The sequence below is a fragment of the Enterobacter cloacae complex sp. SHL020 genome (genome assembly GCF_049236945.1).
Taxonomy (GTDB): Bacteria; Pseudomonadota; Gammaproteobacteria; order Enterobacterales; family Enterobacteriaceae; genus Enterobacter; species Enterobacter dykesii.
In genome coordinates this window covers 144,324-170,762 of sequence record NZ_JBMKJF010000002.1, presented here as the reverse complement: position 1 = coordinate 170,762, position 26,439 = coordinate 144,324, and the positions used below count along the sequence as shown (strand labels likewise).

Annotated in this window: 25 protein-coding genes; 12 read left to right on the top strand and 13 right to left on the bottom strand. The window is 53.9% G+C overall.

Translation table 11 applies throughout. From position 1 onward, the window contains the following. Together ACOTZB_RS05880 and queC are read left to right on the top strand one after the other, a co-directional pair. Complete coding sequence (locus ACOTZB_RS05880; RefSeq protein WP_421626678.1) at positions 1–1,701, top strand: SgrR family transcriptional regulator; 1,701 nt, start codon at positions 1–3, stop codon at positions 1,699–1,701. A gap of 66 nt (positions 1,702–1,767) precedes the next feature. Beyond that, positions 1,768–2,463, top strand: a complete 696-nt coding sequence (gene queC, locus ACOTZB_RS05875; protein ID WP_047650436.1) for a 7-cyano-7-deazaguanine synthase QueC — start codon at positions 1,768–1,770, stop codon at positions 2,461–2,463. A 2-nt stretch (positions 2,464–2,465) separates the two neighbouring features. On the opposite strand, the gene ACOTZB_RS05870 is transcribed toward queC, so the two are convergent. From ACOTZB_RS05870 to bolA, 11 genes are all read right to left on the bottom strand, one after another. After that, positions 2,466–2,795, bottom strand: coding sequence for an addiction module antidote protein (locus ACOTZB_RS05870; RefSeq protein ID WP_126329100.1), 330 nt, complete (start codon positions 2,793–2,795; stop codon positions 2,466–2,468). Beyond that, entirely contained in the window at positions 2,782–3,135 is a 354-nt protein-coding gene (locus ACOTZB_RS05865; RefSeq protein ID WP_421626677.1) for a type II toxin-antitoxin system RelE/ParE family toxin, read from the bottom strand. The genes ACOTZB_RS05870 and ACOTZB_RS05865 overlap by 14 nt, the downstream gene beginning before the upstream one ends. 48 nt (positions 3,136–3,183) lie before the next feature. Then, the gene (locus ACOTZB_RS05860) at positions 3,184–3,582 is read right to left on the bottom strand and encodes a YbgC/FadM family acyl-CoA thioesterase (RefSeq protein ID WP_047650435.1); all 399 of its coding nucleotides are present in this window, start codon (positions 3,580–3,582) and stop codon (positions 3,184–3,186) included. 99 nt (positions 3,583–3,681) lie between these two features. Further along, positions 3,682–4,062 carry a helix-hairpin-helix domain-containing protein gene (locus tag ACOTZB_RS05855; protein WP_063439852.1) on the bottom strand — a complete coding sequence of 127 codons (381 nt, stop codon included), beginning with the start codon at positions 4,060–4,062 and terminating at the stop codon, positions 3,682–3,684. A gap of 147 nt (positions 4,063–4,209) precedes the next feature. Beyond that, positions 4,210–6,081 (bottom strand): peptidylprolyl isomerase, encoded by a 1,872-nt coding sequence (gene ppiD, locus ACOTZB_RS05850; RefSeq protein WP_033144773.1) that lies wholly within the window; start codon positions 6,079–6,081, stop codon positions 4,210–4,212. A 212-nt stretch (positions 6,082–6,293) separates the two neighbouring features. After that, the gene (gene hupB / locus ACOTZB_RS05845) at positions 6,294–6,566 is read right to left on the bottom strand and encodes a nucleoid-associated protein HU-beta (RefSeq protein ID WP_002444653.1); all 273 of its coding nucleotides are present in this window, start codon (positions 6,564–6,566) and stop codon (positions 6,294–6,296) included. A gap of 210 nt (positions 6,567–6,776) precedes the next feature. Beyond that, entirely contained in the window at positions 6,777–9,131 is a 2,355-nt protein-coding gene (gene lon / locus ACOTZB_RS05840; RefSeq protein WP_421626676.1) for an endopeptidase La, read from the bottom strand. A 182-nt stretch (positions 9,132–9,313) separates the two neighbouring features. Continuing rightward, positions 9,314–10,588, bottom strand: a complete 1,275-nt coding sequence (gene clpX, locus ACOTZB_RS05835; RefSeq protein ID WP_023310570.1) for an ATP-dependent protease ATP-binding subunit ClpX — start codon at positions 10,586–10,588, stop codon at positions 9,314–9,316. Positions 10,589–10,714: 126 nt separating this feature from the next. Next, entirely contained in the window at positions 10,715–11,338 is a 624-nt protein-coding gene (clpP, locus tag ACOTZB_RS05830) for an ATP-dependent Clp endopeptidase proteolytic subunit ClpP (RefSeq protein WP_010428105.1), read from the bottom strand. Positions 11,339–11,598: 260 nt separating this feature from the next. Next, a complete protein-coding gene (gene tig, locus ACOTZB_RS05825; RefSeq protein WP_421626675.1) occupies positions 11,599–12,897 on the bottom strand; it encodes a trigger factor in 1,299 nt (432 codons plus the stop codon). A gap of 330 nt (positions 12,898–13,227) precedes the next feature. Beyond that, the gene (bolA, locus tag ACOTZB_RS05820; RefSeq protein ID WP_021241655.1) at positions 13,228–13,545 is read right to left on the bottom strand and encodes a transcriptional regulator BolA; all 318 of its coding nucleotides are present in this window, start codon (positions 13,543–13,545) and stop codon (positions 13,228–13,230) included. 305 nt (positions 13,546–13,850) lie between these two features. Here bolA and ACOTZB_RS05815 point away from each other — a divergent pair, with 305 nt between their 5' ends. The 8 genes from ACOTZB_RS05815 to ACOTZB_RS05780 all read left to right on the top strand — a co-directional run bounded on the left by ACOTZB_RS05815 (position 13,851) and on the right by ACOTZB_RS05780 (position 22,723). Further along, a complete protein-coding gene (locus ACOTZB_RS05815; RefSeq protein WP_023310568.1) occupies positions 13,851–14,429 on the top strand; it encodes a lipoprotein in 579 nt (192 codons plus the stop codon). A 46-nt stretch (positions 14,430–14,475) separates the two neighbouring features. Beyond that, positions 14,476–15,951, top strand: a complete 1,476-nt coding sequence (gene ampG, locus ACOTZB_RS05810; protein ID WP_421626674.1) for a muropeptide MFS transporter AmpG — start codon at positions 14,476–14,478, stop codon at positions 15,949–15,951. 477 nt (positions 15,952–16,428) lie between these two features. Beyond that, positions 16,429–17,376: a cytochrome o ubiquinol oxidase subunit II gene (cyoA, locus tag ACOTZB_RS05805; protein WP_014882770.1), complete on the top strand. Its 948-nt coding sequence runs from the start codon at positions 16,429–16,431 to the stop codon at positions 17,374–17,376. A gap of 16 nt (positions 17,377–17,392) precedes the next feature. After that, positions 17,393–19,384 (top strand): cytochrome o ubiquinol oxidase subunit I, encoded by a 1,992-nt coding sequence (cyoB, locus tag ACOTZB_RS05800; protein WP_014168864.1) that lies wholly within the window; start codon positions 17,393–17,395, stop codon positions 19,382–19,384. Then, positions 19,374–19,988: a cytochrome o ubiquinol oxidase subunit III gene (locus ACOTZB_RS05795; RefSeq protein ID WP_421626673.1), complete on the top strand. Its 615-nt coding sequence runs from the start codon at positions 19,374–19,376 to the stop codon at positions 19,986–19,988. The genes cyoB and ACOTZB_RS05795 overlap by 11 nt, the downstream gene beginning before the upstream one ends. Then, entirely contained in the window at positions 19,988–20,314 is a 327-nt protein-coding gene (locus ACOTZB_RS05790) for a cytochrome o ubiquinol oxidase subunit IV (RefSeq protein WP_006176899.1), read from the top strand. Before ACOTZB_RS05795 ends, ACOTZB_RS05790 begins: the two co-directional genes overlap by 1 nt. Positions 20,315–20,325: 11 nt before the next feature. Continuing rightward, positions 20,326–21,213, top strand: coding sequence for a heme o synthase (cyoE, locus tag ACOTZB_RS05785; protein ID WP_013095848.1), 888 nt, complete (start codon positions 20,326–20,328; stop codon positions 21,211–21,213). A 148-nt stretch (positions 21,214–21,361) separates the two neighbouring features. Further along, positions 21,362–22,723: an MFS transporter gene (locus ACOTZB_RS05780; RefSeq protein WP_064673451.1), complete on the top strand. Its 1,362-nt coding sequence runs from the start codon at positions 21,362–21,364 to the stop codon at positions 22,721–22,723. A 32-nt stretch (positions 22,724–22,755) separates the two neighbouring features. Here the strand turns inward: ACOTZB_RS05780 and ACOTZB_RS05775 are convergent, their stop codons facing one another. Then, positions 22,756–23,247, bottom strand: coding sequence for a YajQ family cyclic di-GMP-binding protein (locus ACOTZB_RS05775; protein WP_033144770.1), 492 nt, complete (start codon positions 23,245–23,247; stop codon positions 22,756–22,758). Positions 23,248–23,368: 121 nt separating this feature from the next. Here ACOTZB_RS05775 and panE point away from each other — a divergent pair, with 121 nt between their 5' ends. Both panE and yajL read left to right on the top strand, forming a co-directional pair. Further along, complete coding sequence (gene panE / locus ACOTZB_RS05770; protein ID WP_058841173.1) at positions 23,369–24,280, top strand: 2-dehydropantoate 2-reductase; 912 nt, start codon at positions 23,369–23,371, stop codon at positions 24,278–24,280. Next, positions 24,243–24,833 (top strand): protein deglycase YajL, encoded by a 591-nt coding sequence (gene yajL, locus ACOTZB_RS05765; protein ID WP_023310563.1) that lies wholly within the window; start codon positions 24,243–24,245, stop codon positions 24,831–24,833. The genes panE and yajL overlap by 38 nt, the downstream gene beginning before the upstream one ends. Before the next feature lie 63 nt (positions 24,834–24,896). Here yajL and thiI read toward each other — a convergent pair whose 3' ends face one another. Continuing rightward, positions 24,897–26,345 carry a tRNA uracil 4-sulfurtransferase ThiI gene (gene thiI, locus ACOTZB_RS05760; RefSeq protein ID WP_023310562.1) on the bottom strand — a complete coding sequence of 483 codons (1,449 nt, stop codon included), beginning with the start codon at positions 26,343–26,345 and terminating at the stop codon, positions 24,897–24,899. Between the last annotated feature and the right edge of the window lie 94 nt (positions 26,346–26,439).

Sequence of the window (26,439 nt, the reverse complement as noted above, 5' to 3'; positions counted from 1 at the left end):
ATGCGCCAGCTCAATCGACTCAACCAGTATCACCGCCTCTGGCAGCCTTCTCAGGGCGCAACGCAACAGGTCACCATCAGCGAGCTGGCCGCCCGCTGTTTTTGTAGCGAGCGGCATGTCCGAACCCTGCTGCGCCAGGCTCAGGAGGCGGGCTGGCTCAGCTGGCGCGCGCAGTCTGGCCGCGGTAAGCGCGGTGAGCTAACGTTCCATGTCGCCCCGGAGTCACTGCGCAATGCGATGATGGAAGAGGCGCTGAAAAGCGGGCAGCAGCATAACGCGCTGGAACTGGCCCAGCTTGCCCCTGAAGCGCTGCGGTCATTACTGCATCCTTTTTTGGGCGGGCAGTGGCAAAACGACACGCCGACGCTGCGCATACCCTACTATCGCTCCCTGGAGCCGCTTCAGCCGGGGTTTTTACCGGGCCGGGCAGAGCAGCATCTGGCGGGACAGGTCTTCTCAGGCCTGACGCGTTTTAACGGTAACAGCAGTGAACCCACGGGCGATCTGGCGCATCACTGGGATGTCTCTGATGACGGCCTGCGCTGGCATTTCTACATTCGCTCCACCCTGCACTGGCATAACGGCGATAAAATAGAAACGGCGCAACTCCAGCGAAGTCTAACAGCACTGTTGACGCTTCCCGCCCTGCGCACTCTGTTTCAGAGCGTCTTATGTATTGAAACAACGCATCCACAGTGTCTGACGTTTACGCTGCACCAACCTGACTACTGGCTGCCGCACAGGCTGGCAACCTACTGTAGCCGTCTGGCGCATCCCGACCATCCTGCGGTTGGCAGTGGCCCGTTTCGGCTGGCTGCCTTTGAGTCCGACCTGGTTCGTCTGGAAAGCCATGAGGAGTATCACCTGAGCCATCCGCTGCTCAAAGCCATCGAATATTGGATCACCCCCCAGCTTTTTGATTACAGGCTGGGTACCAGCTGTCGCCACCCGGTGCAAATCGCGATCGGCGAGGCTGACGAGCTGGAAAGTCTGCGGCTGGTAAGCAGCAGCACCAGCCTGGGGTTCTGTTACCTCACGCTAAAACAGAGCGCGCGCCTGAGTGAGATCCAGGCAAAGCGGCTTATCAATATCATTCATCTCTCCAGGCTTCTCCACACACTTCCGCTAAACGAAGGGCTTATCACGCCCACCCAGGAACTGCTTCCCGGGTGGACCATCCCCGAATGGCCTGATTTATCGGACGTAACCCTCCCTGAAGCGTTGACGCTGGTTTACCATCTCCCTGTTGAGCTTCACACCATGGCCAGCCAGTTGAAGGCATACCTGGCGCTGCAGGGGTGTGAACTGACCGTCATCTTTCACGACGCCAAGACGTGGGGCGGATGCCTGGAGCTTGCCGATGCAGACATCATGATGGGGGACAGGCTGATTGGCGAAGCGCCGGAATATACGCTTGAACAGTGGCTGCGCTGCGATGCCCTCTGGCCGCACGTTCTTAGCGCTCCGGCTTACGCTCATCTGCAAGCGACGCTGGATGCGGTACAGACTCAGGCCCAGGCTCGGGATAGACACGCGGGACTGCAAGCCATCTTTAACCGGTTAATGGAGAGTGCGGTGCTGACGCCACTCTTTAATTATCAATACCAAATCAGTGCTCCACCTGGCGTGAATGGTATACGCCTCAATACCCGCGGCTGGTTTGACTTTACCGAAGCCTGGCTGCCCGCGCCCAAATCGTGAAGAAGCTGGTCGCCGTCGTGGTCAGACGGTAACATAACGTTTTTACCGTAACAGTCGAGATGATTTATGAAACGTGCCGTCGTCGTGTTCAGCGGAGGACAAGACTCAACTACCTGCCTGGTCCAGGCCCTTCATCAGTACGATGAAGTTCACTGTGTCACTTTCGATTATGGTCAGCGTCATCGCGCTGAAATCGACGTTGCTCGTGAATTAGCCCTGAAACTGGGCGCACGCGCGCACAAGGTGCTGGACGTTACGCTGTTAAATGAACTGGCCGTGAGCAGCCTCACCCGCGACAGTATTCCTGTACCAGACTACGAACCCGATGCCAGCGGCATTCCAAATACCTTCGTGCCGGGCCGTAATATCCTCTTCCTGACCCTGACGGCGATCTACGCCTACCAGGTAAAAGCCGAAGCGGTGATAACGGGCGTGTGCGAGACCGACTTCTCCGGCTACCCGGACTGTCGTGATGAGTTCGTGAAAGCCTTAAACCACGCCGTCAATCTGGGGATGGCGAAAGAGACGCGCTTTGAAACTCCGCTCATGTGGCTGGATAAAGCCGAAACCTGGGCGCTGGCGGACTACTGGGGCAAGCTGGACCTTGTTCGCAGCGAAACGCTCACCTGCTATAACGGCATCAAAGGCGACGGTTGCGGCCAGTGCGCGGCCTGTAATCTGCGCGCTAACGGGCTAAACCACTATCTTGCCGATAAATCCGGCGTGATGGCCGTGATGCAGAAAAAAACCGGACTTAAATAGGGCTACTTGACCGTGCTGTCGAACAGTTTCACACCGGCAGCACGGGTGACTTTCATCAGCGTTGTCAGCGTTGGGTTGCCGTTGTCTGATAGGGTTCGGTATAGCTGCTGACGGGACAGACCTGCTTTGGCAGAAATTTCTCCAATACCGCCTCGCGCTTCAATGACCTGACGGAGTGCAATGAGATAGGCGGGGATCCCCTGGTCTTCATAGATCTCTTCCAGGGCTGTTTGCAGATAACGCTGAGCGTAGGAAGGATTCTCTCTCAGCATTTTCACAACAGCATCATGGTGGCTAACGGAGCTCGAATATTTTCGTTCAGCGGCGCTCATTGGAATGTCCTTTTGTTTGACGATCTTTCCAGTAATTTATTGCCAGTTTGATATCTGCTTTTTGGCTCTTTTTGTCACCACCGATCAGTAACAATAAAACCTGCCGATTCTCTACTGAAAAATAGATCCTGTAGCCGGGGCCACTGTCGACTCGCATCTCCCAAACACCTTCCCTGAGATACCGGTAATCGCCAAAATTACGTTTTATCGCACGGTTAATCCGCATAAGGATCCGGAAAACCATATCCGGATCCTTTCGATTCATTCTGGCAACCCACTCCTCAAACGGTACTTTCCCGTCACGGGTCCGGTAGCGTTCAACAACATAGTCCCTGTCCATTATTCTATCCCTGAAAAATCCTTTTGTCTTTTATAAAAGACAAACTTTCTATGCGATCATCAACTCCAGCTTTTCCCGCAATTCCCCTTCCAGTGGTAGCGCTTTCTGCGTTTTCAGATCGATACAGACGAACGTGATCAACGCATCTGCGATCACCTGCCCTTCTGGATCGAGCGTCACCACCTGGCTTAAGACCCCACTTTTGCCATTGATCTGTTGCACCTGGCTGGTGACCGTGAGCACATCACCCAGCACGGCCGGACGGCGGTAGTTGATGTTGATATTGACGACCACAAACGCGATGTTGTGCGCGGTCAGCCACTGAAAGCTTTCGCTATTTTCCAGTCCGTCCCAGCGCGCTTCTTCAAGAAACTCAAGATAGCGAGCGTTGTTCACATGCTGATAAACGTCGAGATGAAAACCGCGTACTTTGATTTTTGTCTGCATAGCGCAATAGCCTTTACTGTTATTGTAGGAAGAGAGGTCATAACTGGTATGACCTCTTTATCCTGGCAAAATTTTGCCGCAGTGCAAGAAATTGCGTAATTACAACGTCAGGTGTGAGAGGTTGCGCTCAACCAGCGCGCTGCCCATGCCCGGCACCTGCTTGAGATCGTCGACCGTTTTGAAAGGACCATACTCTTCGCGGTAACTAACGATGGCCTGCGCTTTTTTCAGGCCCACACCATTCATCGCGCGGGCGAGATCTTCCGCTGAGGCCGAATTGATACTGACCCGCGTACCGTCATCATCCGCATTTTTACCGGCGTCTGTCGCTTTGGTTTGCCCTTGCGCCGGCGCTGCCGCGTCGGACTTGCTCTGGGTAGCTTGTGTTTTGGCGGCGGGGGCCGAGGCCATCGCACCCGCGCTCATCCCGGTGGTGGCAATAGCCAGCGTAATTAACAGTGCTTTGATTCCACATTTCATGCTGTATCTCCTTGTTTGTTGACAGCCAGGTCACAATAGCCACCAGATAAAACCGGCACAAACAGCAGATTGCAGAAATGGAAAAGGCCGCGAAAGCGGCCTTTAGTTTTTGCAGAGCGTTACGAAAATCTGCGAGCAGACACGTAATTACTGCTGCTGAGTCATGACATCACCCAGCTTGATTTTGGCTTCTTTACGCAGGTTACTCATCATGGCTTCGAAGGCAATCTGGGCATTGTTCTGGGTAATTCCCTGAACCATCGCTTTCTTCTGCGCTTCTGGCAGGGTGCCGGCTTTTACTTCATCAAGCGCCAGCAGAACAACGTTACCCTGCGTATCGGTGGTGGTACCAAAGCTTGGCTTGTCCTTTGCAGGCAGCGTCAGACCAAACGCGGCCTGGCTGATTGGGTCCTGGCCGGTACGGCTCAGCGTTTTCGCTTCACCGAAGCTCAGGCCAGCCGCTTTCAGCGCGTCTTCTTTACCCGCTTTCAGATCGGACAGAATCTTCTCAGCATCCAGTTTCGCCTGCTGTTCCGCTTTGTTGTGCTTAACCTGAGCGACAACCTGATCCTTCACTTCCGCCAGCGGTTTGACCGCTTCTGGCTTGTGTTCGCTGACGCGCAGCACAAACGCACGATCGCCGTCGACGGTAATGATGTCAGAGTTACTGCCCGGCGTGCCGTTCTCACCCACCAGACCACCGTTGAAGATGGCATCGGAAACCGGTTTGAAGTTCAGCTCTTCCGGCAGGTTGTCGCGACCAAACCAGCCCGTCTCAACCGCCTTCACGCCGGCCGCCTGCTCTGCACCTGCCAGAGATTCGTTGTCGTTGCTGGCGGCATCGCTCACCTTCTGCTGCAGCGCGTAGTAGGCATCCAGCGCTTTTTCCTGTTTCACTTTCGCCGCGATATCATCGCGAACGTCAGCCAGCGGCTTGGTTTTCGCCGCGGTGATGTCGTCCAGGCGAACGACCAGGAAACCAACGGAAGACTTAATAACACCAGAAAGCTGGCCTTTCTCTTTCAGACCGGCATTTTTCAGCTCGTCAGGGGTGGTCGCGTCTTCCAGCCAGCCCATATCACCGCCGTTTTTCGCCGAGATAATGTCGGTGGATTTCGCTTTCGCAACGGTCGCGAAATCAGCGCCTTTGTTCAGCTCATCCAGCGCCGCTTTAGCATCGGCCTCGGTTTTCGTCTGAATCACGCTGTAGCGGTTACGCTGCGGCTGAGTGAACTGATCCTGATGCTGATCGTAGTAAGACTGGATTTCAGCATCAGAAGCGGTTTCCTGCAGCGCGGCCGCATCCAGCTTGATGTAGCTCACGCGGAACTGCTCTGGAGAAACAAAGGAATTCTTGTTCTGCTCGTAGTAAGCGTTAACGTCAGCATCGCTTACCTGCTGTTTCGCCGCCAGGGCGTTCACATCAATGGTCGCTTCGCGAACAACACGCTGCTGCGCCACCAGCGCGGCCAGTTCATCCGTTTCACCTTTGAGCATGAAATCGGTGCCCACGACGGCATTGATGAGCTGCTGGGTGGTCAGCTGGTTACGCAGCGCCTGAGCGTACTGATCGGCCGTCATCCCCATCTGATTGACGATGCTGTTGTAACGCGCGTTGTCGAATTTACCGTTAGACTGGAAGGCTTGCGTGGAGAAGATGGCTTTTTTCACCTGCTCATCGCTGATGCCAAGGCCCAGTTTTTTGGCATACTGATCGAGCAGCGCTTCGTCGATAAGACGGTTCAGTGTCTGTTGGCGCAGGGTCTTCATGTACCCTTCGTTTGCCGCCAGTTCAGAGAATTGGTCGCCCAGCTGTTGCTGCATACGGTTACGTTCACCGGCAAAAGCATTCTCGAACTGACCACGGCTGATTTCCTGGCCATTCACTTTTGCGGCGTAGTTTGCGCCACCGCCAATAAGGTAACTGCTCACGCCGGTCAATATGAACGACACGATAATGATACCGAAAATAATCTTGAGCACGAGACTGTTAGCAGCCGTGCGTAAGCTGTCCATCATGGTGTAACAACACTCCGCTGTAGGTGACTGGTTACCTGACGCTGACGGAAAATCCTGCCCGTCGCGCGTGAAGGCGTATTGTGACAAGAAAACGGGGCGATTGTCAGCCCACAACTCGCATAAACTCGCACAAATCAGGTCTGGACAAACAAAAAAGGCACATCAAATGATGCGCCCTTGTACTTTCCGGCTTCCCTGAAACGGGAAAGCAATCAGTTTACTGCGTCTTTCAGCGCTTTACCTGCACGGAAACCCGGCACTTTAGCAGCAGCAATGGTGATCTCTTTACCGGTCTGAGGGTTGCGGCCAGTACGGGCAGCACGCTCTTTAACAGCAAAAGTACCGAAACCTACCAGTGCAACGTCGTCCCCAGCCTGCAGAGATTCAGTAACAGAAGCAATTAAGGCATCTAACGCACGTCCAGCTGCAGCTTTAGAAATATCAGCACCCGCAGCAATTTTGTCAATCAGTTGAGATTTATTCACTGTTCTCTTCCTCTCTTTATAATTTATATCGCGCCTGAATCCTTCACAACGCGACCGCGCAGCAGTTATATCAGGCCTGCCATGACCTTACAACACCCGTTGTTGATGACGGACCTAATCAGCAATCTAAATTAGCTATACAAAAAAAGGCTGGCAAGTGCGAAATGACTTACCAGCCTTGTTTTTATTGACGCTCTTTGCGCGAGGTCACTATTTTGCGGTTACAACCTGCATTCCGGAGGGTTCATTCTGCAGTGCGAGACTGAGAACTTCCTCAATTCGCTTCACAGGATGGATCTGCAGATCGGCAATCACGTTGTCCGGAATCTCTTCCAGATCGCGTTTGTTTTCGTAAGGGATCAATACGGTTTTGATCCCACCGCGGTGTGCCGCCAGCAGTTTTTCTTTTAAACCCCCAATCGGCAGAACCTGACCACGCAGCGTAATTTCACCGGTCATTGCCACATCGGCACGCACCGGGTTCCCTGTCAGGCAGGAAACCAGAGCGGTACACATGGCAATACCCGCGCTTGGACCGTCTTTCGGCGTCGCCCCTTCCGGAACGTGCACGTGGATGTCGCGTTTTTCGTAGAAATCAGAGTTGATACCCAGTTTCTCCGCGCGCGCGCGCACCACGGTCAGCGCCGCCTGGATGGATTCCTGCATCACTTCCCCCAGCGAGCCGGTGTAGGTCAGTTTGCCTTTACCCGGTACACAGGCGGTTTCGATGGTCAGCAGATCGCCGCCCACTTCCGTCCATGCCAGGCCAGTTACCTGACCAACGCGGTTTTCGTTGTCCGCGCGACCGTAGTCGAAGCGCTGGACGCCGAGATAGGCATGCAGATTGTCGCCGTTAATCACAATGTGTTTCAGGCTCTTATCCAGCAGCAGCTGTTTCACCGCTTTACGACACAGTTTAGAGATTTCACGCTCAAGGCTACGCACCCCCGCTTCACGGGTGTAGTAGCGAATAATGCCGATAATCGCGCTGTCCTCGACGGTCAGCTCGTTGGATTTCAGCGCGTTACGCTCAATCTGTTTCGGCAGCAGGTGCTGCTTAGCGATATTCAGCTTCTCATCTTCGGTATAACCGGAGAGACGAATCACTTCCATACGGTCCAGCAGCGGGGCCGGAATGTTCATGGAGTTGGAGGTCGCCACGAACATCACATCGCTCAGGTCGTAGTCCACTTCCAGGTAGTGATCGCTGAACGCCACGTTCTGTTCTGGATCAAGCACTTCCAGCAGTGCAGACGCAGGGTCACCGCGCATGTCCGACGACATCTTGTCGATTTCATCGAGCAGGAACAGCGGGTTTTTAACCCCCACTTTCGCCATCTTCTGGATCAGTTTACCCGGCATAGAACCGATGTAGGTACGGCGGTGACCGCGGATTTCCGCTTCATCGCGTACGCCACCCAGCGCCATACGGATATACTTGCGTCCGGTCGCTTTGGCGATGGACTGACCCAGAGAGGTTTTACCCACCCCCGGCGGTCCTACCAGGCACAGAATTGGGCCTTTGATTTTGTTTACACGGCTTTGTACCGCGAGGTATTCAAGAATGCGGTCTTTCACGCGTTCCAGGCCGTAGTGGTCGGTATCCAGGATTTCCTGCGCCTGACGCAGGTCTTTTTTGACCTTGCTGCGGGCGTTCCACGGAACCTGCACCATCCACTCAATGTAGCCGCGTACAACGGTCGCTTCAGCCGACATTGGAGACATCATTTTAAGCTTCTGCAGTTCTGCTTCGGCCTTCTCTTTCGCCTCTTTCGGCATCTTCGCCGCGTCGATCTTACGCTTCAGCGCTTCGTTTTCGTCCGGCGCGTCGTCCATCTCGCCCAGTTCTTTCTGAATGGCCTTCATTTGCTCATTCAGATAGTACTCACGCTGAGATTTCTCCATCTGCTTTTTGACGCGGTTGCGAATGCGCTTCTCAACCTGCAGCAGATCGATTTCAGACTCCATCATCGCCATCAGGTATTCCAGACGTTCGTTAACGTCGGACATTTCCAGCACGGACTGTTTGTCAGCCAGCTTCAGCGGCATATGTGCAGCGATGGTGTCCGCCAGACGCGCAGGATCGTCGATGCTGTTCAGCGACGTCAGCACTTCTGGTGGAATTTTCTTGTTCAGCTTGATATAGCCTTCAAACTGGCTAATCGCGGTGCGCACCAGCACTTCCTGCTCGCGCTCATCAAGCTCAGGCGAATCAAGGTACTCTGCCTTGGCAGAGAAGTGTTCGCCGTCGTCTGACAGAGTGGTAATACGCGCACGCTGCAGGCCTTCTACCAGCACCTTCACGGTGCCGTCAGGCAGCTTCAGCATCTGCAGAATAGAGGCCACGGTCCCGACGGTGAAAAGATCGTTTACACCCGGCTCATCCGTTGATGCTTCTTTCTGCGCCACCAGCATGATTTTTTTATCATGATCCATGGCGGCTTCGAGGCAACGGATAGATTTTTCCCGCCCTACAAATAAGGGTATGACCATGTGCGGATAAACCACCACATCGCGCAACGGCAATACGGGGATTTCAATGCGTTCAGAACGCTCAGGATTCATAGAGCTCTCTCTTAGTTAGTGTCCGCCAGGTAAGCTGGTCATGTCACTGTGCTTCACATAACCATTAACATGTATCCAGTATATGGGGATGTTTCCCACACATTCAACGCTATGAATACGGAAAAAGTAAAGGGGAGATAAAATCCCCCCTTTTTGATTAACTGCTTGTATGATTTGGTTAATTATTCGCCAGATGCCTGCTGCGCTTCCGGTTTGCCGTAAATCAGCAGCGGCTTGGTTTGACCGCTAATGACGGACTCGTCAATCACCACTTTCTCAACGTCTTCCATTGATGGGAGATCGTACATGGTGTCGAGCAGTGCCGCTTCAACAATTGAACGCAGACCACGGGCACCGGTTTTACGAACCATCGCTTTCTTGGCAATCGCATCCAGCGCTTCGTCGCGGAATTCCAGATCAACGCCTTCCAGATTGAACAGCGCCTGGTACTGCTTGGTCAGCGCATTTTTCGGCTCTTTCAGGATCTGGATCAGCGCGTCTTCGCTCAGCTCATTCAGCGTTGCCACAACCGGCAGACGGCCGATGAATTCAGGGATCAGACCGAATTTGATCAGATCTTCCGGTTCAACCTGAGACAGCAGTTCGCCTTCGTTTGGTTTTTCTGACGTCGATTTCACCGTTGCGCCAAAACCAATGCCGGAGCCGGTTTCAACACGGTGGGAGATGACTTTGTCCAGACCAGCAAACGCACCGCCACAGATGAACAGGATCTTGGAGGTATCAACCTGCAGGAACTCCTGCTGCGGATGCTTACGACCACCCTGTGGCGGAACGGCGGCAACCGTACCTTCAATCAGTTTCAGCAGCGCCTGCTGTACGCCTTCACCCGATACGTCACGGGTAATGGACGGGTTGTCTGATTTACGGGAGATCTTGTCGATCTCATCGATGTAAACAATCCCGCGCTGCGCTTTCTGTACATCGTAATCGCACTTCTGCAGCAGTTTCTGAATGATGTTTTCGACGTCCTCACCCACATAACCGGCCTCGGTCAGGGTGGTGGCATCCGCCATCGTGAACGGAACATCAAGCAGGCGCGCCAGAGTTTCAGCCAGCAGCGTTTTACCGGAACCGGTTGGGCCGATCAGCAGAATGTTACTTTTACCCAGTTCTACGCCATTGCTGGTATCGCCGTTACGCAGACGTTTGTAGTGGTTGTAGACCGCTACCGCCAGCACTTTCTTGGCCTGCTCCTGTCCGATGACGTAGTCGTCAAGGTGATGACGAATTTCATGCGGCGTTGGCAGCGCGCTGCGCTCACGGTGCGGTGCGACTTCTTTAATCTCTTCGCGAATGATGTCGTTACATAAATCGACACATTCGTCGCAGATATACACGGACGGCCCGGCAATCAGTTTACGCACTTCATGCTGGCTTTTGCCGCAAAAAGAGCAGTACAGCAGTTTGCCCGAACCATCTTTGCGTTTATCTGTCATGAGTCCAAACCTCTTTTTAAGTTCTTTGTGCCGCACATGACGACGCAAATGCCATTCTAAGACGCAAGCTGCAATCAGCAGCGTGCCGCCCTACCTTAGTATAGCGGCACACTCGCGTCGCGGGCATCAATTACGATGGGTCAACACGGAGTCGACTAAGCCGTACTCAACTGCCTCTGGAGCAGAGAGGAAGCGATCGCGCTCGGTATCGCGCTCGATCTGCTCGAGTGGTTGACCCGTATGCTGCGCCATAAGTTCATTCATGCGCGCTTTTACTTTCAGAATTTCGCGGGCGTGGATTTCGATATCCGTCGCCTGCCCCTGGTAACCGCCCAGCGGCTGGTGAATCATCACGCGGGAATTTGGCAAGCAGAAACGCTTACCTTTCGCCCCTGCTGTTAACAGGAACGCACCCATAGATGCAGCCTGACCCATACAGATAGTGCTTACATCAGGCTTGATGAATTGCATGGTGTCATAAATGGACATACCTGCTGTAATCACGCCACCCGGGGAGTTAATGTACAGGTAAATGTCTTTTTCCGGGTTTTCCGCTTCCAGAAACAGCATCTGCGCCACGATCAGGTTAGCCATGTGGTCTTCCACCTGGCCGGTCAGAAAGATAACGCGTTCCTTGAGCAGACGGGAATAGATATCAAAAGAACGCTCACCACGTGAGGTCTGTTCAATAACCATTGGCACCAGAGCCATATGGGGTGCAAAGTTATCTCGTTCGCCACTGTATGACATTTCCGTCTCCTGGATCAAAATTGAAAACACCTGCTGTACTGATTGTAACCTTACGGACGGATTATCAGCCAGTCTCATTCATCATGATTACGTACTTATGGGGTTCACAGTGCCCTATTTCAAGCATAACAACCTTTTGTTGTTACGCTAACACCGAAAGGGCGTTTTAGCACTCTTCCTGGGCTATCGCTGCGATAAAAAAAACCCGCTGCCGCAAGGCAACGGGTTTTCTGTTCAAACTTTAAACCGTTGGGGCGAAATTACGCCTGCTGGTTCATCAGTTCGTTGAAAGAGGTCGCTTTTTCAGTCACTTTCGCTTTCGCCAGTACCGCTTCAACAGCCTGCTCTTCCAGGGCAACATTGCGCATGTTGTCCATCAGCTCTTTGTTCTTACCGTAGAACTCGATAACTTCTGATGGATCTTCATATGCAGAAGCCATCTCTTCGATCAGGCCCTTCACACGCTCTTCGTCAGCTTTCAGCTCGTGGGTACGAATCACTTCGCCCAGCAGCAGGCCAACAACAACGCGGCGTTTCGCTTGCTCTTCGAACAGCTCGCGTGGCAGTTCCATCGCTTGCTGCTGGTTGCCACCGAAACGCTGTGCAGCCTGACGGCGCAGAACGTCGATTTCGCTGTCGATCAGGGCAGCTGGAACGTCGATTTCGTTGGCTTTCACCAGACCTTCGATCGCCTGAGATTTCACACGGTTACGCATCGCGCCGTTCAGTTCACGTTCCATGTTCTTACGCACTTCGGTACGCAGACCCGCTACGGAACCATCTTCCACGCCGAAACGCTTGATGAATTCTTCAGTCAGTTCTGGCAGTTCGCGCTCTTCAACTTTCTTCAGGTTGATAGCGAACTTCGCTGCTTTCCCTTTCAGGTTTTCAGCGTGGTATTCTTCCGGGAAGGTCACGTCGATGGTGAACTCTTCGCCAGCCTTGTGGCCTTTGATACCGTCTTCGAAGCCTGGGATCATACGACCCTGGCCCATCGCCAGTACGAAGTCAGACGCTTTACCGCCTTCGAACTCTTCGCCGTCTACAGAACCGGTGAAGTCGATGGTGACACGGTCTTCAGCGTCAACAGCGCCTTCTTTCTCTTTCCAGTTCGCCTGCTGCTTGCGCAGGGTATCCAGCATGCCGTCAACGTCTTCGTCAGTCACGGAAACAACTGGTTTTTCAACTTCGATAGATTCCAGACCTTTCAGCTCAACTTCCGGGTACACTTCGAACTCTACGGAGTAGGTGAAGTCTTCGCCCAGTTTGTATTCGCCTGGAACGTAGTTCGGCGCGCCGGCTGGATTGATTTTTTCTTTGATGATCGCATCGATAAAGTTGCGGCTCATCAGTTCACCCAGCACATCCTGACGCACGGAAGCGCCATAACGCTGAGCAACAACATTCATTGGTACTTTGCCCTTGCGGAAGCCGTCAATACGTACTTTTTTTGCTACGTTGACCAGCTCGCTTTTCACAGCAGTTTCGATGCTGTCAGCAGCGATAGTAATCGTTACACGGCGGCCAAGGCCTTGAGTGGTTTCAACTGAAACTTGCATCTTGTTACCTCAAAAAAATCACAGTGCTCGGTCAACTCTGAATCTGTCTGTTATACCGGGATGCTCTCTTAGTGCAGATTCACATTCCCTGTCGCCAGAATCATCCCGAAGACATTCAATAAGACGCGGCATTATAGCGGCATCACTTAGGTGAGTCGAGAACGGTTGGGGCATGTTGCTGCGGCTTTTTTCACACTTTAAGGCTATTTTTAGCCTTAAAATCGCACCATCCGCTCAAAACTCAAACAAAACAAAACGGCCCGGAGGCCGTTTTGAGGAAATCTGTAAGCAACATACTGGAAAAGCTCCAGCCGTTGCAAATCCGATTTATCAGGCGATAGTGCCTGCTCCGCGACAGGGCGGTGATGCGAAGACCGTATCCTGCAGGCCTTCCCATTCCTTAATGGTGTAGGTATGCAGTGCCAGCGCATGCACGGTCGTGGAGAGTTCTTCCGTCAAGGTGCTGTAGATCAAGCGGTGTCGATTCAGGAAACGTTCTCCCGTGAAGCGATCGCTAACCAGAACCACTTTAAAGTGGCTTTCAGAACCTGCCGGCACGTTATGACGATAGCTTTCGTCGACGACTTCGAGGAACACAGGGTTGAACGCTGCCCTTAATTTATCTTCTATATGCTCACGTATCATCATGAAATTACTCCTCCGACAACGCCAGGATGTCACCCATCCCTTTAAATGTTAGCCGCTTTTACCGTTTCCATTACACCTTGACAACAAATATTTAGCTTTCGTCTGATTTTCTCATTCAAACGAATGAAGTTCACTGTGAGACTCATACCTTTTGTCATACACGGATTGGGAAAAACGGTGAACTGGTCAGTTTTCGGACAAGGCGATGAATTTACATGCGTTGACCACTTCCCCTCGCCGTTGGCGATGTTATGATGGCGGCAATTTTTCTCTTTATATGCTTACGATTCGTTGAGAACCCGAAAATGTTAAAAAAACTCTTCTTTCCGTTGGTAGCCCTTTTTATGCTGGCAGGCTGTGCTACCCCGCCTACCACCATTGATGTCTCACCAAAAATCACCCTGCCTCAGCAGGACCCAAGCCTGATGGGCGTCACCGTGAGCATTAACGGTGCCGATCAGCGTCAGGATCAGGCGCTGGCAAAAGTGACCCGCGATAACCAGCAGGTTACCCTCACCGCGTCCCGCGACCTGCGCTTCCTGCTCCAGGAAGTGCTGGAGAAACAGATGACCGCTCGCGGCTACATGATTGGCCCAAGCGGCGCGGTCGATCTGCAGATCATCGTGAACAACCTGTACGCTGACGTGTCTCAGGGCAACGTGCGCTACAACATCGCGACCAAAGCGGATATCGCCATCATTGCCACCGCGAAGAATGGCAACAAGATGACCAAAAACTACCGCGCCAGCTACTCTGTTGAAGGTGCCTTCCAGGCTTCTAACCAGAACATTGCTAACGCCGTGAACAGCGTGCTGACCGACACCATCGCCGATATGGCGCAGGACACCAGCATTCACGACTTCATCAAGCAGAACGCGCGTTAATCCCGCTCTCTGACCCGGTGTATCACCGGGTCAGTTTTATAAGAATATGTCCAGCCATTACTTACGCATTTTCCAGCAACCGAAATCAGCGATTCTGCTGATCCTCGGCTTCGCCTCGGGTTTACCCCTCGCGCTCACTTCCGGCACGCTTCAGGCGTGGATGACGGTTGAGAACATCGATCTTAAAACCATTGGTTTCTTCTCGCTTGTCGGCCAGGCCTATGTCTTTAAGTTCCTGTGGTCTCCGGTCATGGATCGCTACACGCCGCCTTTCCTCGGGCGTCGACGCGGCTGGTTAGTAATGACGCAGATCCTGCTGCTGCTGGCCATCGCGGCGATGGGATTTCTTGAACCCACCACCCAGCTTCGCTGGATGGCCGCGCTTGCGGTGGTGATTGCCTTCTGTTCCGCCTCTCAGGATATCGTGTTCGACGCCTGGAAGACGGACGTGTTACCTGCGGAAGAGCGCGGCGCCGGTGCGGCAATCAGCGTGCTGGGCTATCGCCTCGGGATGCTGGTCTCCGGCGGGCTGGCGCTGTGGCTTGCCGACCGTTACCTTGGCTGGCAGGGCATGTACTGGCTGATGGCCGCCCTGCTGATCCCCTGCATTATCGCGACGCTGTTCGCGCCCGAACCGAGTGATGTCATCCCGGTTCCCCGCTCGCTGGAGCAGGCCGTCGCCGAACCGCTCCGAGACTTCTTTGGCCGCAACAACGCCTGGCTGATCCTGCTGCTTATCGTTCTTTATAAGCTGGGCGACGCCTTTGCCATGAGCCTCACCACCACCTTCCTGATCAGGGGCGTCGGTTTTGACGCCGGTGAAGTGGGTGTGGTGAATAAAACTCTGGGGCTGTTTGCGACCATCGTCGGCGCGCTTTATGGCGGCGTATTGATGCAGCGCCTGACGCTGTTTCGCGCGCTGCTGATTTTTGGCATCCTTCAGGGCGCCTCTAACGCAGGCTACTGGCTGCTGTCGATTACCGACAAACATACGATCAGCATGGCCGCGGCGGTGTTCTTCGAAAACCTCTGCGGCGGCATGGGAACAGCGGCGTTTGTTGCCCTGCTGATGACCCTGTGCAACAAGTCGTTTTCCGCTACCCAGTTCGCTCTGCTCTCGGCGCTTTCCGCCGTTGGCCGCGTGTACGTTGGCCCGATTGCCGGCTGGTTCGTGGAAGCCCACGGCTGGCCAACATTTTATCTCTTCTCGGTCGTGGCTGCCCTGCCGGGAATTTTATTGCTGCTGGTCTGCCGTCAGACGCTGGAATATACCCAGCGGACAGAACACTTTATGCCGCGCACCGAATATCACAGCGCCTACCGTTTCGCGCTACGTCTGTTAATGGTGGGCTGCATTGCTCTGGCGCTCTGGCTTGTGGTGCTTATTATCAATGCCAGTACCTCTCTGGTACTCCCTTTCGAAGCCCTTCTGCTTGACGCAGGCGCCCTGCTGGCTATCGCCGGGATCCTGATCGGAGGTCTGCTTGATTTCATGGCGTTGCGTAAAACGCAGATGACCTGAAGAAAAATGCGAAAGGTTATTTCCCGTTGTAATCACTAACCGAAATTATAACGGCGAAATAGCCGCCAGGCGCAAAAAAAATATTTGTTGTTTTGTGCGGGATAGGATTTGGAAATTATTGGCTCCCATTCCAAAACCCTATTTTTCATTAAACGATTCAGCATCCGAGAGTTTGATTTTTCGTTTTTCAGATGTCTTTTTATTGATAATTAATTGTTAATTTTTTGTTTATTTTCAACAATGGTTATACCAATTGCCCCTTTTAGGGTATGCTTGGGGGTCCTTTCGTTATAAAGCCCATGCCATGCGGCTTCGGTCATAAAAACCGACATAATTTGCAACACTTGTGACATGTGCGGCAGAACCCAGTAACACCTTCCTGACACAGGCCTAATGATGTTTACAGTAATGTAACCTTCCCGTAAAATGCCCGCACACTTTAAACGCCACCAGACTCCGTGGAATTGAGGTCGTTAAATGAGACTCGGGAAATACAATAAAAGTTTGGGATGGTTGTCATTATTCGCGGGCACTGTATTACTCAGTGGCTGCGATTCTGCACTACTAGACCCCAAAGGACAGATTGGACTGGAACAACGTTCACTGATATTGACGGCTTTTGGCCTGATGTTGATTGTGGTTATTCCTGCCATTTTGATGGCTGTTGGTTTCGCCTGGAAGTATCGTGCGAGCAATAAAGATGCGAAGTATAGCCCTAACTGGTCACACTCCAATAAAGTGGAAGCTGTGGTCTGGACGGTTCCTATTCTGATCATCCTGTTCCTTGCCGTACTGACCTGGAAAACCACTCACGCACTTGAGCCAAGCAAACCGCTGGTTCACGATGAGAAACCTATTACCATTGAAGTGGTCTCCATGGACTGGAAATGGTTCTTCATCTATCCAGAGCAGGGTATTGCTACCGTGAATGAAATCGCCTTCCCGGCGAACACTCCGGTTCAGTTCAAAGTGACCTCCAACTCCGTAATGAACTCCTTCTTCATCCCACGTCTGGGTAGCCAGATTTACGCGATGGCCGGTATGCAGACCAACCTGCACCTGATCGCGAATGAAGCAGGCACCTACGATGGTATCTCCGCCAGCTATAGCGGCCCGGGCTTCTCAGGTATGAAGTTCAAAGCTATTGCGACGCCAGACCGTGCCGCTTTCGACCAGTGGGTTGAAAAAGCGAAGCAGTCTCCAAACACCATGTCTGACATGGCGGCGTTCGAAAAAGTGGCTGCACCAAGCGAATACAACAAGGTGGAGTACTTCTCTAATGTGAAACCAGATTTGTTCAAAGACGTTATTGGCAAATTTATGGATCACGGCAAGAGCATGGACATGACCCAGCCTGAAGGCGAGCACAGCGCGCACGAAGGTATGGAAGGCATGGACATGAGCCACGCGGAAACCGCTCACTAAGGGGCCGAGGAAGAAAATGTTCGGAAAATTGACACTGGATGCAGTGCCCTACCATGAACCGATTATCGTGGTTACGGTGGCTGCAATTATCATTGGTGGCGCGGCCTTACTGGCCCTGATCACTTACTTCGGTAAGTGGAGCTACCTGTGGAACGAGTGGCTGACTTCGGTTGACCACAAAAAACTCGGTATCATGTACTGCATCGTCGGTATCGTCATGTTAATTCGTGGCTTTGCGGATGCGATCATGATGCGTAGCCAGCAGGCACTCGCTTCTGCGGGTGAGGCCGGCTTCCTGCCACCGCACCACTACGATCAGATCTTTACCGCCCACGGCGTTATCATGATCTTCTTCGTGGCGATGCCGCTGGTTATTGGTCTGATGAACGTGGTCGTTCCGCTGCAAATCGGCGCGCGCGACGTGGCGTTCCCGTTCCTGAACAACCTGAGCTTCTGGTTCACGGTTGTCGGCGTTATCCTGGTTAACCTGTCACTGGGTGTGGGCGAATTCGCGCAGACCGGCTGGCTGGCTTACCCGCCGCTGTCAGGAATTGAGTACAGTCCGGGCGTTGGCGTCGACTACTGGATTTGGGCGCTTCAGCTCTCCGGTGTCGGTACTACCCTGACCGGTATCAACTTCTTCGTGACCATTATCAAGATGCGTGCCCCAGGCATGACCATGTTCAAGATGCCGGTATTTACCTGGGCATCTCTGTGCGCCAACATCCTGATTATTGCCTCCTTCCCAATTCTGACCGTCACCATCGCGCTGCTGACCCTGGACCGCTACCTGGGCACCCATTTCTTCACGAATGATATGGGTGGCAACATGATGATGTACATCAACCTGATTTGGGCCTGGGGTCACCCGGAAGTGTACATTCTGGTTCTGCCTGTGTTCGGTGTGTTCTCCGAAATCGCGGCAACCTTCTCGCGTAAACGTCTGTTTGGTTACACCTCTCTGGTGTGGGCAACCGTGTGTATTACCGTCCTGTCGTTCATCGTTTGGCTGCACCACTTCTTCACCATGGGTGCGGGCGCGAACGTAAACGCCTTCTTCGGTATTACCACCATGATTATCGCCATCCCTACCGGGGTGAAGATCTTCAACTGGCTGTTCACCATGTATCAGGGCCGTATCGTGTTCCACTCAGCGATGCTGTGGACCATCGGCTTCATCGTGACCTTCTCCGTAGGTGGGATGACCGGCGTACTGCTGGCGGTACCAGGTGCTGACTTCGTTCTGCACAACAGCCTGTTCCTGATTGCGCACTTCCATAACGTTATCATCGGTGGCGTGGTCTTCGGCTGCTTCGCTGGCGTAACCTACTGGTGGCCAAAAGCGTTCGGCTTCACGCTGAACGAAAAATGGGGTAAACGCGCATTCTGGTTCTGGATCATCGGCTTCTTCGTAGCATTTATGCCGCTGTACGTGCTGGGCTTCATGGGTATGACCCGTCGTCTGAGCCAGCAGATCGATCCGCAGTTCCACCCAATGCTGATGGTTGCAGCAGGCGGTGCGGTGCTGATTGCCTGTGGTATCGCGTCTCAGCTGATTCAGTTCTACGTGTCTATTCGCGACCGCGACCAGAACCGTGACCTGACCGGTGACCCATGGGGTGGCCGTACGCTGGAGTGGGCGACCTCTTCTCCACCGCCTTTCTATAACTTTGCCATCGTGCCGCAGGTTCATGAACGCGACGCATTCTGGGAAATGAAAGAAAAAGGTGAAGCGTACAAGCAACCTGCTCATTACGAAGAGATCCACATGCCGAAAAACAGCGGCGCGGGCATTGTGATTGCCGCCTTCGCAACGGTATTTGGTTTCGCAATGATCTGGCACATCTGGTGGATGGCGATTGTTGGCTTCGCCGGCATCGTAATCAGCTGGATTGTGAAGAGCTTTGACGAGGACGTGGACTACTACGTACCAGTCCGTGAAGTTGAGAAGCTGGAAAATCAGCATTTCGACGAGATTTCTAAAGCGGGGCTGAAAAATGGCAACTGATACTCTGGCGCACTCAACTGCCCACGCGCATGAGCATGCGCACCACGATACAGGACCGACTAAAGTCTTCGGTTTCTGGATCTACCTGATGAGCGACTGCATTCTGTTCTGCTGTCTGTTCGCGACCTATGCCGTTCTGGTGAACGGCACGGCGGGCGGCCCGGCCGGCAAGGACATCTTTGAACTGCCGTTCGTTCTGGTTGAAACCGCACTGCTGTTATTCAGCTCCATCACCTACGGCATGGCGGCTATCGCCATGTACAAAAACAACAAGAGTCAGGTTGTGTCCTGGCTGGCGTTGACCTGGCTGTTTGGTGCTGGATTTATCGGGATGGAAATCTATGAATTCCATCACCTGATCATGGAAGGCTTCGGCCCGGATCGTAGTGGCTTCCTGTCCGCGTTCTTCGCGCTGGTTGGTACCCACGGTCTGCACGTGACCTCCGGTCTGATCTGGATGGCAGTACTGATGTTCCAGATTTCCCGTCGCGGCCTGACCAGTACTAACCGTACCCGTATCATGTGCCTGAGCCTGTTCTGGCACTTCCTGGACGTGGTGTGGATCTGTGTGTTCTCTGTTGTTTATCTGATGGGGGCGATGTAATGAGTCATTCAAACGATCATGGCGCTTCCCACGGCAGCGTAAAAACCTACATGACAGGTTTCATCCTGTCGATCATCCTGACGGTGATCCCGTTCTGGATGGTGATGAGCGGTTCTGCGTCTAAGCCGGTTATCCTGGGTGCAATCCTGGTGACCGCGGTGATTCAGATTCTGGTGCATCTGGTTTGCTTCCTGCACATGAACACCAAGTCCGATGAAGGCTGGAATATGACCGCCTTTATCTTTACCGTGATTATCATCGCTATCCTGGTAGTCGGTTCCATCTGGATTATGTGGAACCTCAACTACAACATGATGGTTCACTAAGAGCGGCGAGTATGTTTAAGCAATACCTGCAAGTAACGAAACCAGGCATCATCTTTGGCAACCTGATCTCCGTGATCGGAGGGTTCCTGCTGGCCTCTAAGGGCAGCATTGATTACACCCTCTTTATCTACACGCTGGTCGGTGTGTCACTGGTTGTTGCGTCCGGTTGTGTATTTAACAACTACATCGACATGGATATCGACAAGAAGATGGAAAGGACCAAAAATCGGGTGCTGGTGAAAGGCCTGATCGCCCCTTCCGTCTCGCTGGTGTACGCCACCTTGCTGGGTATTGCTGGCTTTATGCTGCTGTGGTTTGGTGCTAACCCGCTGGCCTGCTGGCTGGGGGTGATGGGGTTCGTGGTGTATGTGGGCGTCTACAGCCTGTATATGAAACGCCACTCCGTCTACGGCACGCTGATTGGTTCTCTCTCCGGCGCTGCGCCGCCGGTGATTGGCTACTGCGCGGTCACGAACGAGTTCGACAGCGGTGCGCTGATCCTGCTGGCTATTTTTAGCCTGTGGCAGATGCCGCACTCCTATGCCATCGCGATTTTCCGCTTTAAGGATTATCAGGCAGCGAACATCCCGGTTCTGCCGGTCGTGAAAGGCATTTCTGTTGCCAAGAACCACATCACGCTGTACATCATCGCCTTTGCCGTGGCAACGCTGATGCTCTCTCTGGGTGGTTACGCTGGATATAAATATCTGGCGGTAGCGGCTGCGGTGAGCGTCTGGTGGCTCGGTATGGCGCTGCGCGGTTACAAAGTGGAAGATGACAAGGTCTGGGCGCGCAAACTGTTTGTGTTCTCGATTGTGGCCATCACCTCGCTGTCCGTGATGATGTCCGTGGACTTCATGGTGCCAGATTCACACAACCTGCTGACTTACGTCTGGTAAGCCAAACAGGTCAATAAAAGGGTGCTTCGGCACCCTTTTTTATTCACTGAATCGACTAATAACGCATGTAATATTTGTTAAATAACCCTTTATTTACCCCGCCCCTTCCCCGCACTACACTATGGCCTGCTTTTGAACTGAGGTGGTAATGAACGATTATAAAATGACGCCAGGCGAGCTTCGCGCGACCTGGGGCTTAGGGACTGTCTTCTCGCTACGGATGCTTGGCATGTTTATGGTCCTGCCTGTTCTGACCACGTACGGTATGGCGCTGCAGGGGGCCAGCGAGGCGCTCATTGGCCTCGCAATCGGCATCTACGGTCTGGCGCAGGCGGTTTTCCAGATCCCCTTTGGCCTGCTCTCTGACCGGGTGGGCCGAAAGCCGCTGATCGTCGGCGGGCTGCTGGTCTTTGTGCTTGGAAGCGTGATTGCCGCCCTCTCCCACTCCATCTGGGGGATTATTCTCGGCCGCGCCCTGCAGGGCTCCGGCGCGATTGCCGCCGCGGTGATGGCGCTGCTGTCCGACTTAACCCGTGAGCAGAACCGCACCAAAGCGATGGCGTTCATCGGCGTGAGCTTTGGCGTGACGTTTGCGATTGCGATGGTGCTGGGCCCCATCATTACGCACACGCTGGGTCTGCACGCCCTGTTCTGGATGATTGCCGTGCTGGCGACCATCGGTATTGCCTTAACACTGTGGGTCGTGCCGGACAGCAAAAACCACGTTCTGAACCGTGAATCGGGGATGGTAAAAGGCTGCTTCAGCAAAGTGATTGTCGAGCCGCGCCTGCTCAAGCTTAACTTTGGCATTATGTGTCTGCACATCCTGCTGATGTCGACCTTTGTCGCCCTGCCCGGCCAGCTTGCCGCAGCGGGTTTCCCGGCGGCTGAGCACTGGAAAATCTATCTGGTCACGATGCTGATTTCGTTTGTCTCCGTCGTGCCGTTCATCATCTACGCCGAAGTGAAGCGCAAAATGAAGCGCGTCTTCGTGGGCTGCGTGGCGGTCCTGCTGATTGCCGAAATTGTGCTCTGGGGTGCCGGCCCGCACTTCTGGGAGCTGATTGCCGGCGTACAGCTGTTCTTCCTGGCCTTTAACCTGATGGAAGCGCTGCTCCCGTCGCTGATCAGTAAAGAATCCCCCGCCGGGTATAAAGGCACCGCGATGGGCATCTACTCCACCAGCCAGTTTCTCGGCGTGGCGATCGGCGGCTCGCTCGGCGGCTGGGTGGACGGCCTGTTTGATTCACAAACCGTGTTCCTCGCCGGTGCGCTCCTGGCGACAGTCTGGCTGCTGGTCGCCAGCACCATGAAAGAGCCGCGCTACGTGAGCAGCCTGCGGGTAGAAATCCCGGATGATGTTGAGATTAGCGATACGCTGAAACAGCGTCTGGAAGCCAAAGAGGGTGTGACAGAGGTGCTCATCGTCCCGGAAGAGCGCAGCGCTTACGTCAAAATAGACAGTAAAATGACCAACCGCTTCGAGGTCGAGCAGGCGCTCAAAGCGTGAAAAAAAAGCCCGGTTAAACCGGGCTTTTTATATTAATCGCGGAAGTTTTTAAACTGGAACGGTTGTCCCAGATCGCCACCGCGCACCAGCGCCATTACGGACTGGAGATCGTCGCGGGACTTACCGGTCACGCGAATTTCTTCGCCCTGGATCTGCGCCTGCACCTTCAGCTTGCTGTCTTTAATAAGCTTAACGATCTTCTTCTGCACCGCGCTCTCGATGCCCTGCTTCAGCCTGGCTTCAACAAACCAGTTTTTACCGCTGTGCACAAACTCTTCCGGCACGTCCAGAGACGTCCCTTCGATGCCGCGCTTTAACAGCTTGGCGCGCAGAATGTCGAGCAGCTGATTAACCTGGAAATCAGACTCGCTCAGCACCTTAATGGTCTTATTTGCATCGTTCAGCTCAAACGACGCCTCAACGCCACGAAAATCGAAACGTGACTCAACTTCGCGGGTTGCGTTCTCAACGCCGTTGCGAACTTCCTGGATATCAACTTCGGAAACAATATCGAAAGATGGCATCTTTTCTTCTCCCTTCACTTTTGTTGCGTTGCATAATACCCGCTACGAGGCATAACTCAACAGAAGCTTAGCTGTATAATTAAGCTGTAACACCTGGCGCAGTTGCAGGTGAGGAGGAACAATGAAAATTACGGTGCTCGGATGCGGAGCGCTTGGTCAGCTGTGGCTGACCGCGCTGTGCAAGCACGGACATGAGGTTCAGGGCTGGCTGCGCGTGCCCCAGCCCTATTGCAGTGTAAACCTGATTGGTGAAGACGGAAGCATCTTTAACGAATCCCTCACCGCGAACGATCCTGATTTCCTGGCGCAAAGCGACCTTTTACTGGTGACGCTCAAAGCCTGGCAGGTCTCAGACGCGGTAAAAACGCTGGCCGCGCAGCTCCCCCCCACTTCGCCCATACTGCTGCTGCATAACGGCATGGGGACACTTGATGAGCTGAAAAGCGTCCCGCAGCCCCTGCTGATGGCGACAACCACGCACGCAGCTCGTCGCGACGGCAACATCATCGTGCATGTCGCCAGCGGCGTGACGCACATCGGTCCCGCCAGAACGCAGGATGGTGATTACAGCTATCTTGCCGATGTGCTGCAGAAGGTGCTGCCGGACGTCGCATGGCACAACAACATCCGCCCTCAGCTGTGGCGCAAGCTGGCGGTAAACTGCGTGATCAACCCGCTGACGGCACTGTGGAACTGCCCGAACGGGGAGCTGAAAAATCATCCGCAGGACGTTGCCATACTGTGTGCGGAAGTCGCGGCGGTCGTTGAGCGGGAAGGCCTGCATACCTCGGCAGACGATTTACGCTGCTATGTCGAGCAGGTCATTGAGAGCACGGCAGAAAACATCTCCTCGATGCTGCAGGATGTTCGGGCATTACGCCACACGGAGATCGACTACATCACCGGCTATCTGCTAAAACGCGCCCGCGCGCACGGCATCGCGGTGCCGGAAAACGCCCGTCTGTATGACCTGGTTAAACGTAAGGAGAGTGAATATGAGCGCGTCAGCCCTGATCTGCCTCGCCCCTGGTAGCGAAGAGATGGAAGCGGTCACCACCATTGATTTGATGGTGCGCGGCGGCATTAAGGTCACCACCGCCAGCGTCGCCAGCGACGGCAATCTGGCAATCACCTGTTCACGCGGGGTGAAAATCCTCGCGGATGCCCCCCTCGTTCAGGTCGCTGACGGCGACTACGACATCATAGTGCTGCCCGGCGGCTTAAAAGGCGCGGAATGTTTTCGCGACAGCCCGCTGCTGGTCGAGACCGTGCGTCAGTTTCATTTATCCGGCCGTATCGTCGCGGCTATCTGTGCCGCAGCAGGAACGGTTCTGATTCCGCACGATATCTTCCCCATCGGCAATATGACCGGTTTCCCGGGGCTGAAGGATACGATCCCGGAAGAGCACTGGGTGGATAAACGCGTCGTCTGGGATCCGCGCGTCAACCTGCTGACCAGCCAGGGGCCAGGCACCGCGATTGATTTTGGCTTAAAGATTATTGACCTGCTGGTCGGGCGCGAGAAAGCGTACGAAGTAGCGTCATCGCTGGTGATGCCTGCGGGGATTTATAATTATTACGAATAGGTGTTCTCCCTCACCCTGTGGGAGAGGGGCGGAGGCAACAGGTCGCCCCCGCCCTGCAATAAACTACGGGCGATACACCTTCACATTCGCAAAGCCCTGCTCGCGCAGATACAGCGCCTGCAGACGGCTCATCACCCCACGCTCACACCATAGCAGATAGGTTTTGCTCTGGTCGAGGTCGCCGAATTTGGTGCTCAGCTTGTAGAACGGCAGAGAAACCACTTCGACGCCTTCAACCTGCAGCGGCTTGTCATCCTGCTCATCAATGGAGCGAATATCCAGAATCGCATCGTTAGCGCCGAAACCGCTCACGGTTTCAACTTCTACGACTTCCTGCTCGGTCTGCTGGGCAATCTCGCGGATGTCGATGTTGGAGGCTTCCTCCACCACTTTTTCCAGAATGCTGAAATCGAAGTTCTCTTCTTCCGCTTCGATCTTCGCCTTCACCGCCTTCACCGTTGGGCTTTTTGAGATCACGCCGCAGTATTCCGGCATGGTGCGGGCAAAATCTTCGGTGCCGATTTCGCGCGCCAGGTCGATGATGTGCTCTTTGTCGTGGGAGATCAGCGGACGCAGGATCAGCGTATCAGACACGTTGTCGATAAGACGCAGGTTGGTCAGCGTCTGGCTGGATACCTGGCCCAGCGCTTCACCGGTGACCAGCGCCTGCACGCCGTAGCGCTCGGCAACTTTGGACGCCGCACGCACCATCATACGCTTCAGCACCACGCCCATCTGGCCGTCGTCCACTTTTTCGAGGATTTCGCCGACCACAGGTTCGAAGTTGATCGCCACGAAACGCACGCGGTGGGAGCTGCCGAAGCGGTTCCACAGGTAATGCGCGACCTGACGAACGCCGATTTCGTGCGCCGCGCCGCCCAGGTTAAAGAAGCAGTAGTGCACGCGGCAGCCGCGACGCATCAGCATATAGCTGGAAACGCCGGAGTCGAAGCCGCCGGAGATGAGGGACAGGACGTCTTCCTGGGTGCCAATCGGGAAGCCGCCGATACCTTCATAGCGCCCTTTCACCAGCAGCAGGCGATCGTTTTCGATCTCCAGGTTCACGGTCACGTCCGGGTTGGTCAGACGAACGCGCGCCGTTTCAACGTGCTGGTTCAAACCGCCGCCGACGTAACGTTCCACTTCAATGGAGCTGAATTCGTGCTTGCCGCGACGCTTCACGCGAACGCAGAAGGTTTTGCCTTCGATCTGGTCGCGGTACTGCACCAGCGCTTTCTCGAAGATGTCGTGCATATCGCTGAACGGAACATCTTCCACTTCCAGGATATGGTGGATCCCTGGAATACGGGTCAGCGCGTCGCGAATATCCTGACGTTTGTTTTCGTCTTTGGCGCGCACTTCAACGTGGTCCCAGTGGCGCACCACGGCGAGGGTTTCGTCGTAGTGCTTTAATACGTTACGAATGTTCCCGGTGAGAATTTTAATAAAGCGCAAACGCACAGATTGGCTTTTGATGGTGATTTCAGGGAACAATTTAATGATAAACTTCATGGCGGCAATGTTTCTTAGGCAAGCGTATTAAGGCTTGTAATGGAAAAGAGTACAGCAGCCCACACCCGTGGCTGCATCCAGGCGCGCAAGTATA

Coding starts and splice junctions, on each gene's coding strand:
- clpX (WP_023310570.1), bottom strand. CDS start 10,588: ATGACAGATAAACGCAAAGATGGTTCGGGCAAACTGCTGTACTGCTCT.
- lon (WP_421626676.1), bottom strand. CDS start 9,131: ATGAATCCTGAGCGTTCTGAACGCATTGAAATCCCCGTATTGCCGTTG.
- ACOTZB_RS05865 (WP_421626677.1), bottom strand. CDS start 3,135: ATGGACAGGGACTATGTTGTTGAACGCTACCGGACCCGTGACGGGAAA.
- yajL (WP_023310563.1), top strand. CDS start 24,243: ATGAGCGCGTCAGCCCTGATCTGCCTCGCCCCTGGTAGCGAAGAGATG.
- ACOTZB_RS05880 (WP_421626678.1), top strand. CDS start 1: ATGCGCCAGCTCAATCGACTCAACCAGTATCACCGCCTCTGGCAGCCT.
- ACOTZB_RS05870 (WP_126329100.1), bottom strand. CDS start 2,795: ATGAGCGCCGCTGAACGAAAATATTCGAGCTCCGTTAGCCACCATGAT.
- tig (WP_421626675.1), bottom strand. CDS start 12,897: ATGCAAGTTTCAGTTGAAACCACTCAAGGCCTTGGCCGCCGTGTAACG.
- ACOTZB_RS05815 (WP_023310568.1), top strand. CDS start 13,851: ATGTTAAAAAAACTCTTCTTTCCGTTGGTAGCCCTTTTTATGCTGGCA.
- panE (WP_058841173.1), top strand. CDS start 23,369: ATGAAAATTACGGTGCTCGGATGCGGAGCGCTTGGTCAGCTGTGGCTG.
- queC (WP_047650436.1), top strand. CDS start 1,768: ATGAAACGTGCCGTCGTCGTGTTCAGCGGAGGACAAGACTCAACTACC.
- ppiD (WP_033144773.1), bottom strand. CDS start 6,081: ATGATGGACAGCTTACGCACGGCTGCTAACAGTCTCGTGCTCAAGATT.
- cyoB (WP_014168864.1), top strand. CDS start 17,393: ATGTTCGGAAAATTGACACTGGATGCAGTGCCCTACCATGAACCGATT.
- thiI (WP_023310562.1), bottom strand. CDS start 26,345: ATGAAGTTTATCATTAAATTGTTCCCTGAAATCACCATCAAAAGCCAA.
- ACOTZB_RS05855 (WP_063439852.1), bottom strand. CDS start 4,062: ATGAAATGTGGAATCAAAGCACTGTTAATTACGCTGGCTATTGCCACC.
- ACOTZB_RS05860 (WP_047650435.1), bottom strand. CDS start 3,582: ATGCAGACAAAAATCAAAGTACGCGGTTTTCATCTCGACGTTTATCAG.
- clpP (WP_010428105.1), bottom strand. CDS start 11,338: ATGTCATACAGTGGCGAACGAGATAACTTTGCACCCCATATGGCTCTG.
- bolA (WP_021241655.1), bottom strand. CDS start 13,545: ATGATGATACGTGAGCATATAGAAGATAAATTAAGGGCAGCGTTCAAC.
- cyoA (WP_014882770.1), top strand. CDS start 16,429: ATGAGACTCGGGAAATACAATAAAAGTTTGGGATGGTTGTCATTATTC.
- ACOTZB_RS05795 (WP_421626673.1), top strand. CDS start 19,374: ATGGCAACTGATACTCTGGCGCACTCAACTGCCCACGCGCATGAGCAT.
- cyoE (WP_013095848.1), top strand. CDS start 20,326: ATGTTTAAGCAATACCTGCAAGTAACGAAACCAGGCATCATCTTTGGC.
- ACOTZB_RS05790 (WP_006176899.1), top strand. CDS start 19,988: ATGAGTCATTCAAACGATCATGGCGCTTCCCACGGCAGCGTAAAAACC.
- ACOTZB_RS05780 (WP_064673451.1), top strand. CDS start 21,362: ATGAACGATTATAAAATGACGCCAGGCGAGCTTCGCGCGACCTGGGGC.
- ACOTZB_RS05775 (WP_033144770.1), bottom strand. CDS start 23,247: ATGCCATCTTTCGATATTGTTTCCGAAGTTGATATCCAGGAAGTTCGC.
- ampG (WP_421626674.1), top strand. CDS start 14,476: ATGTCCAGCCATTACTTACGCATTTTCCAGCAACCGAAATCAGCGATT.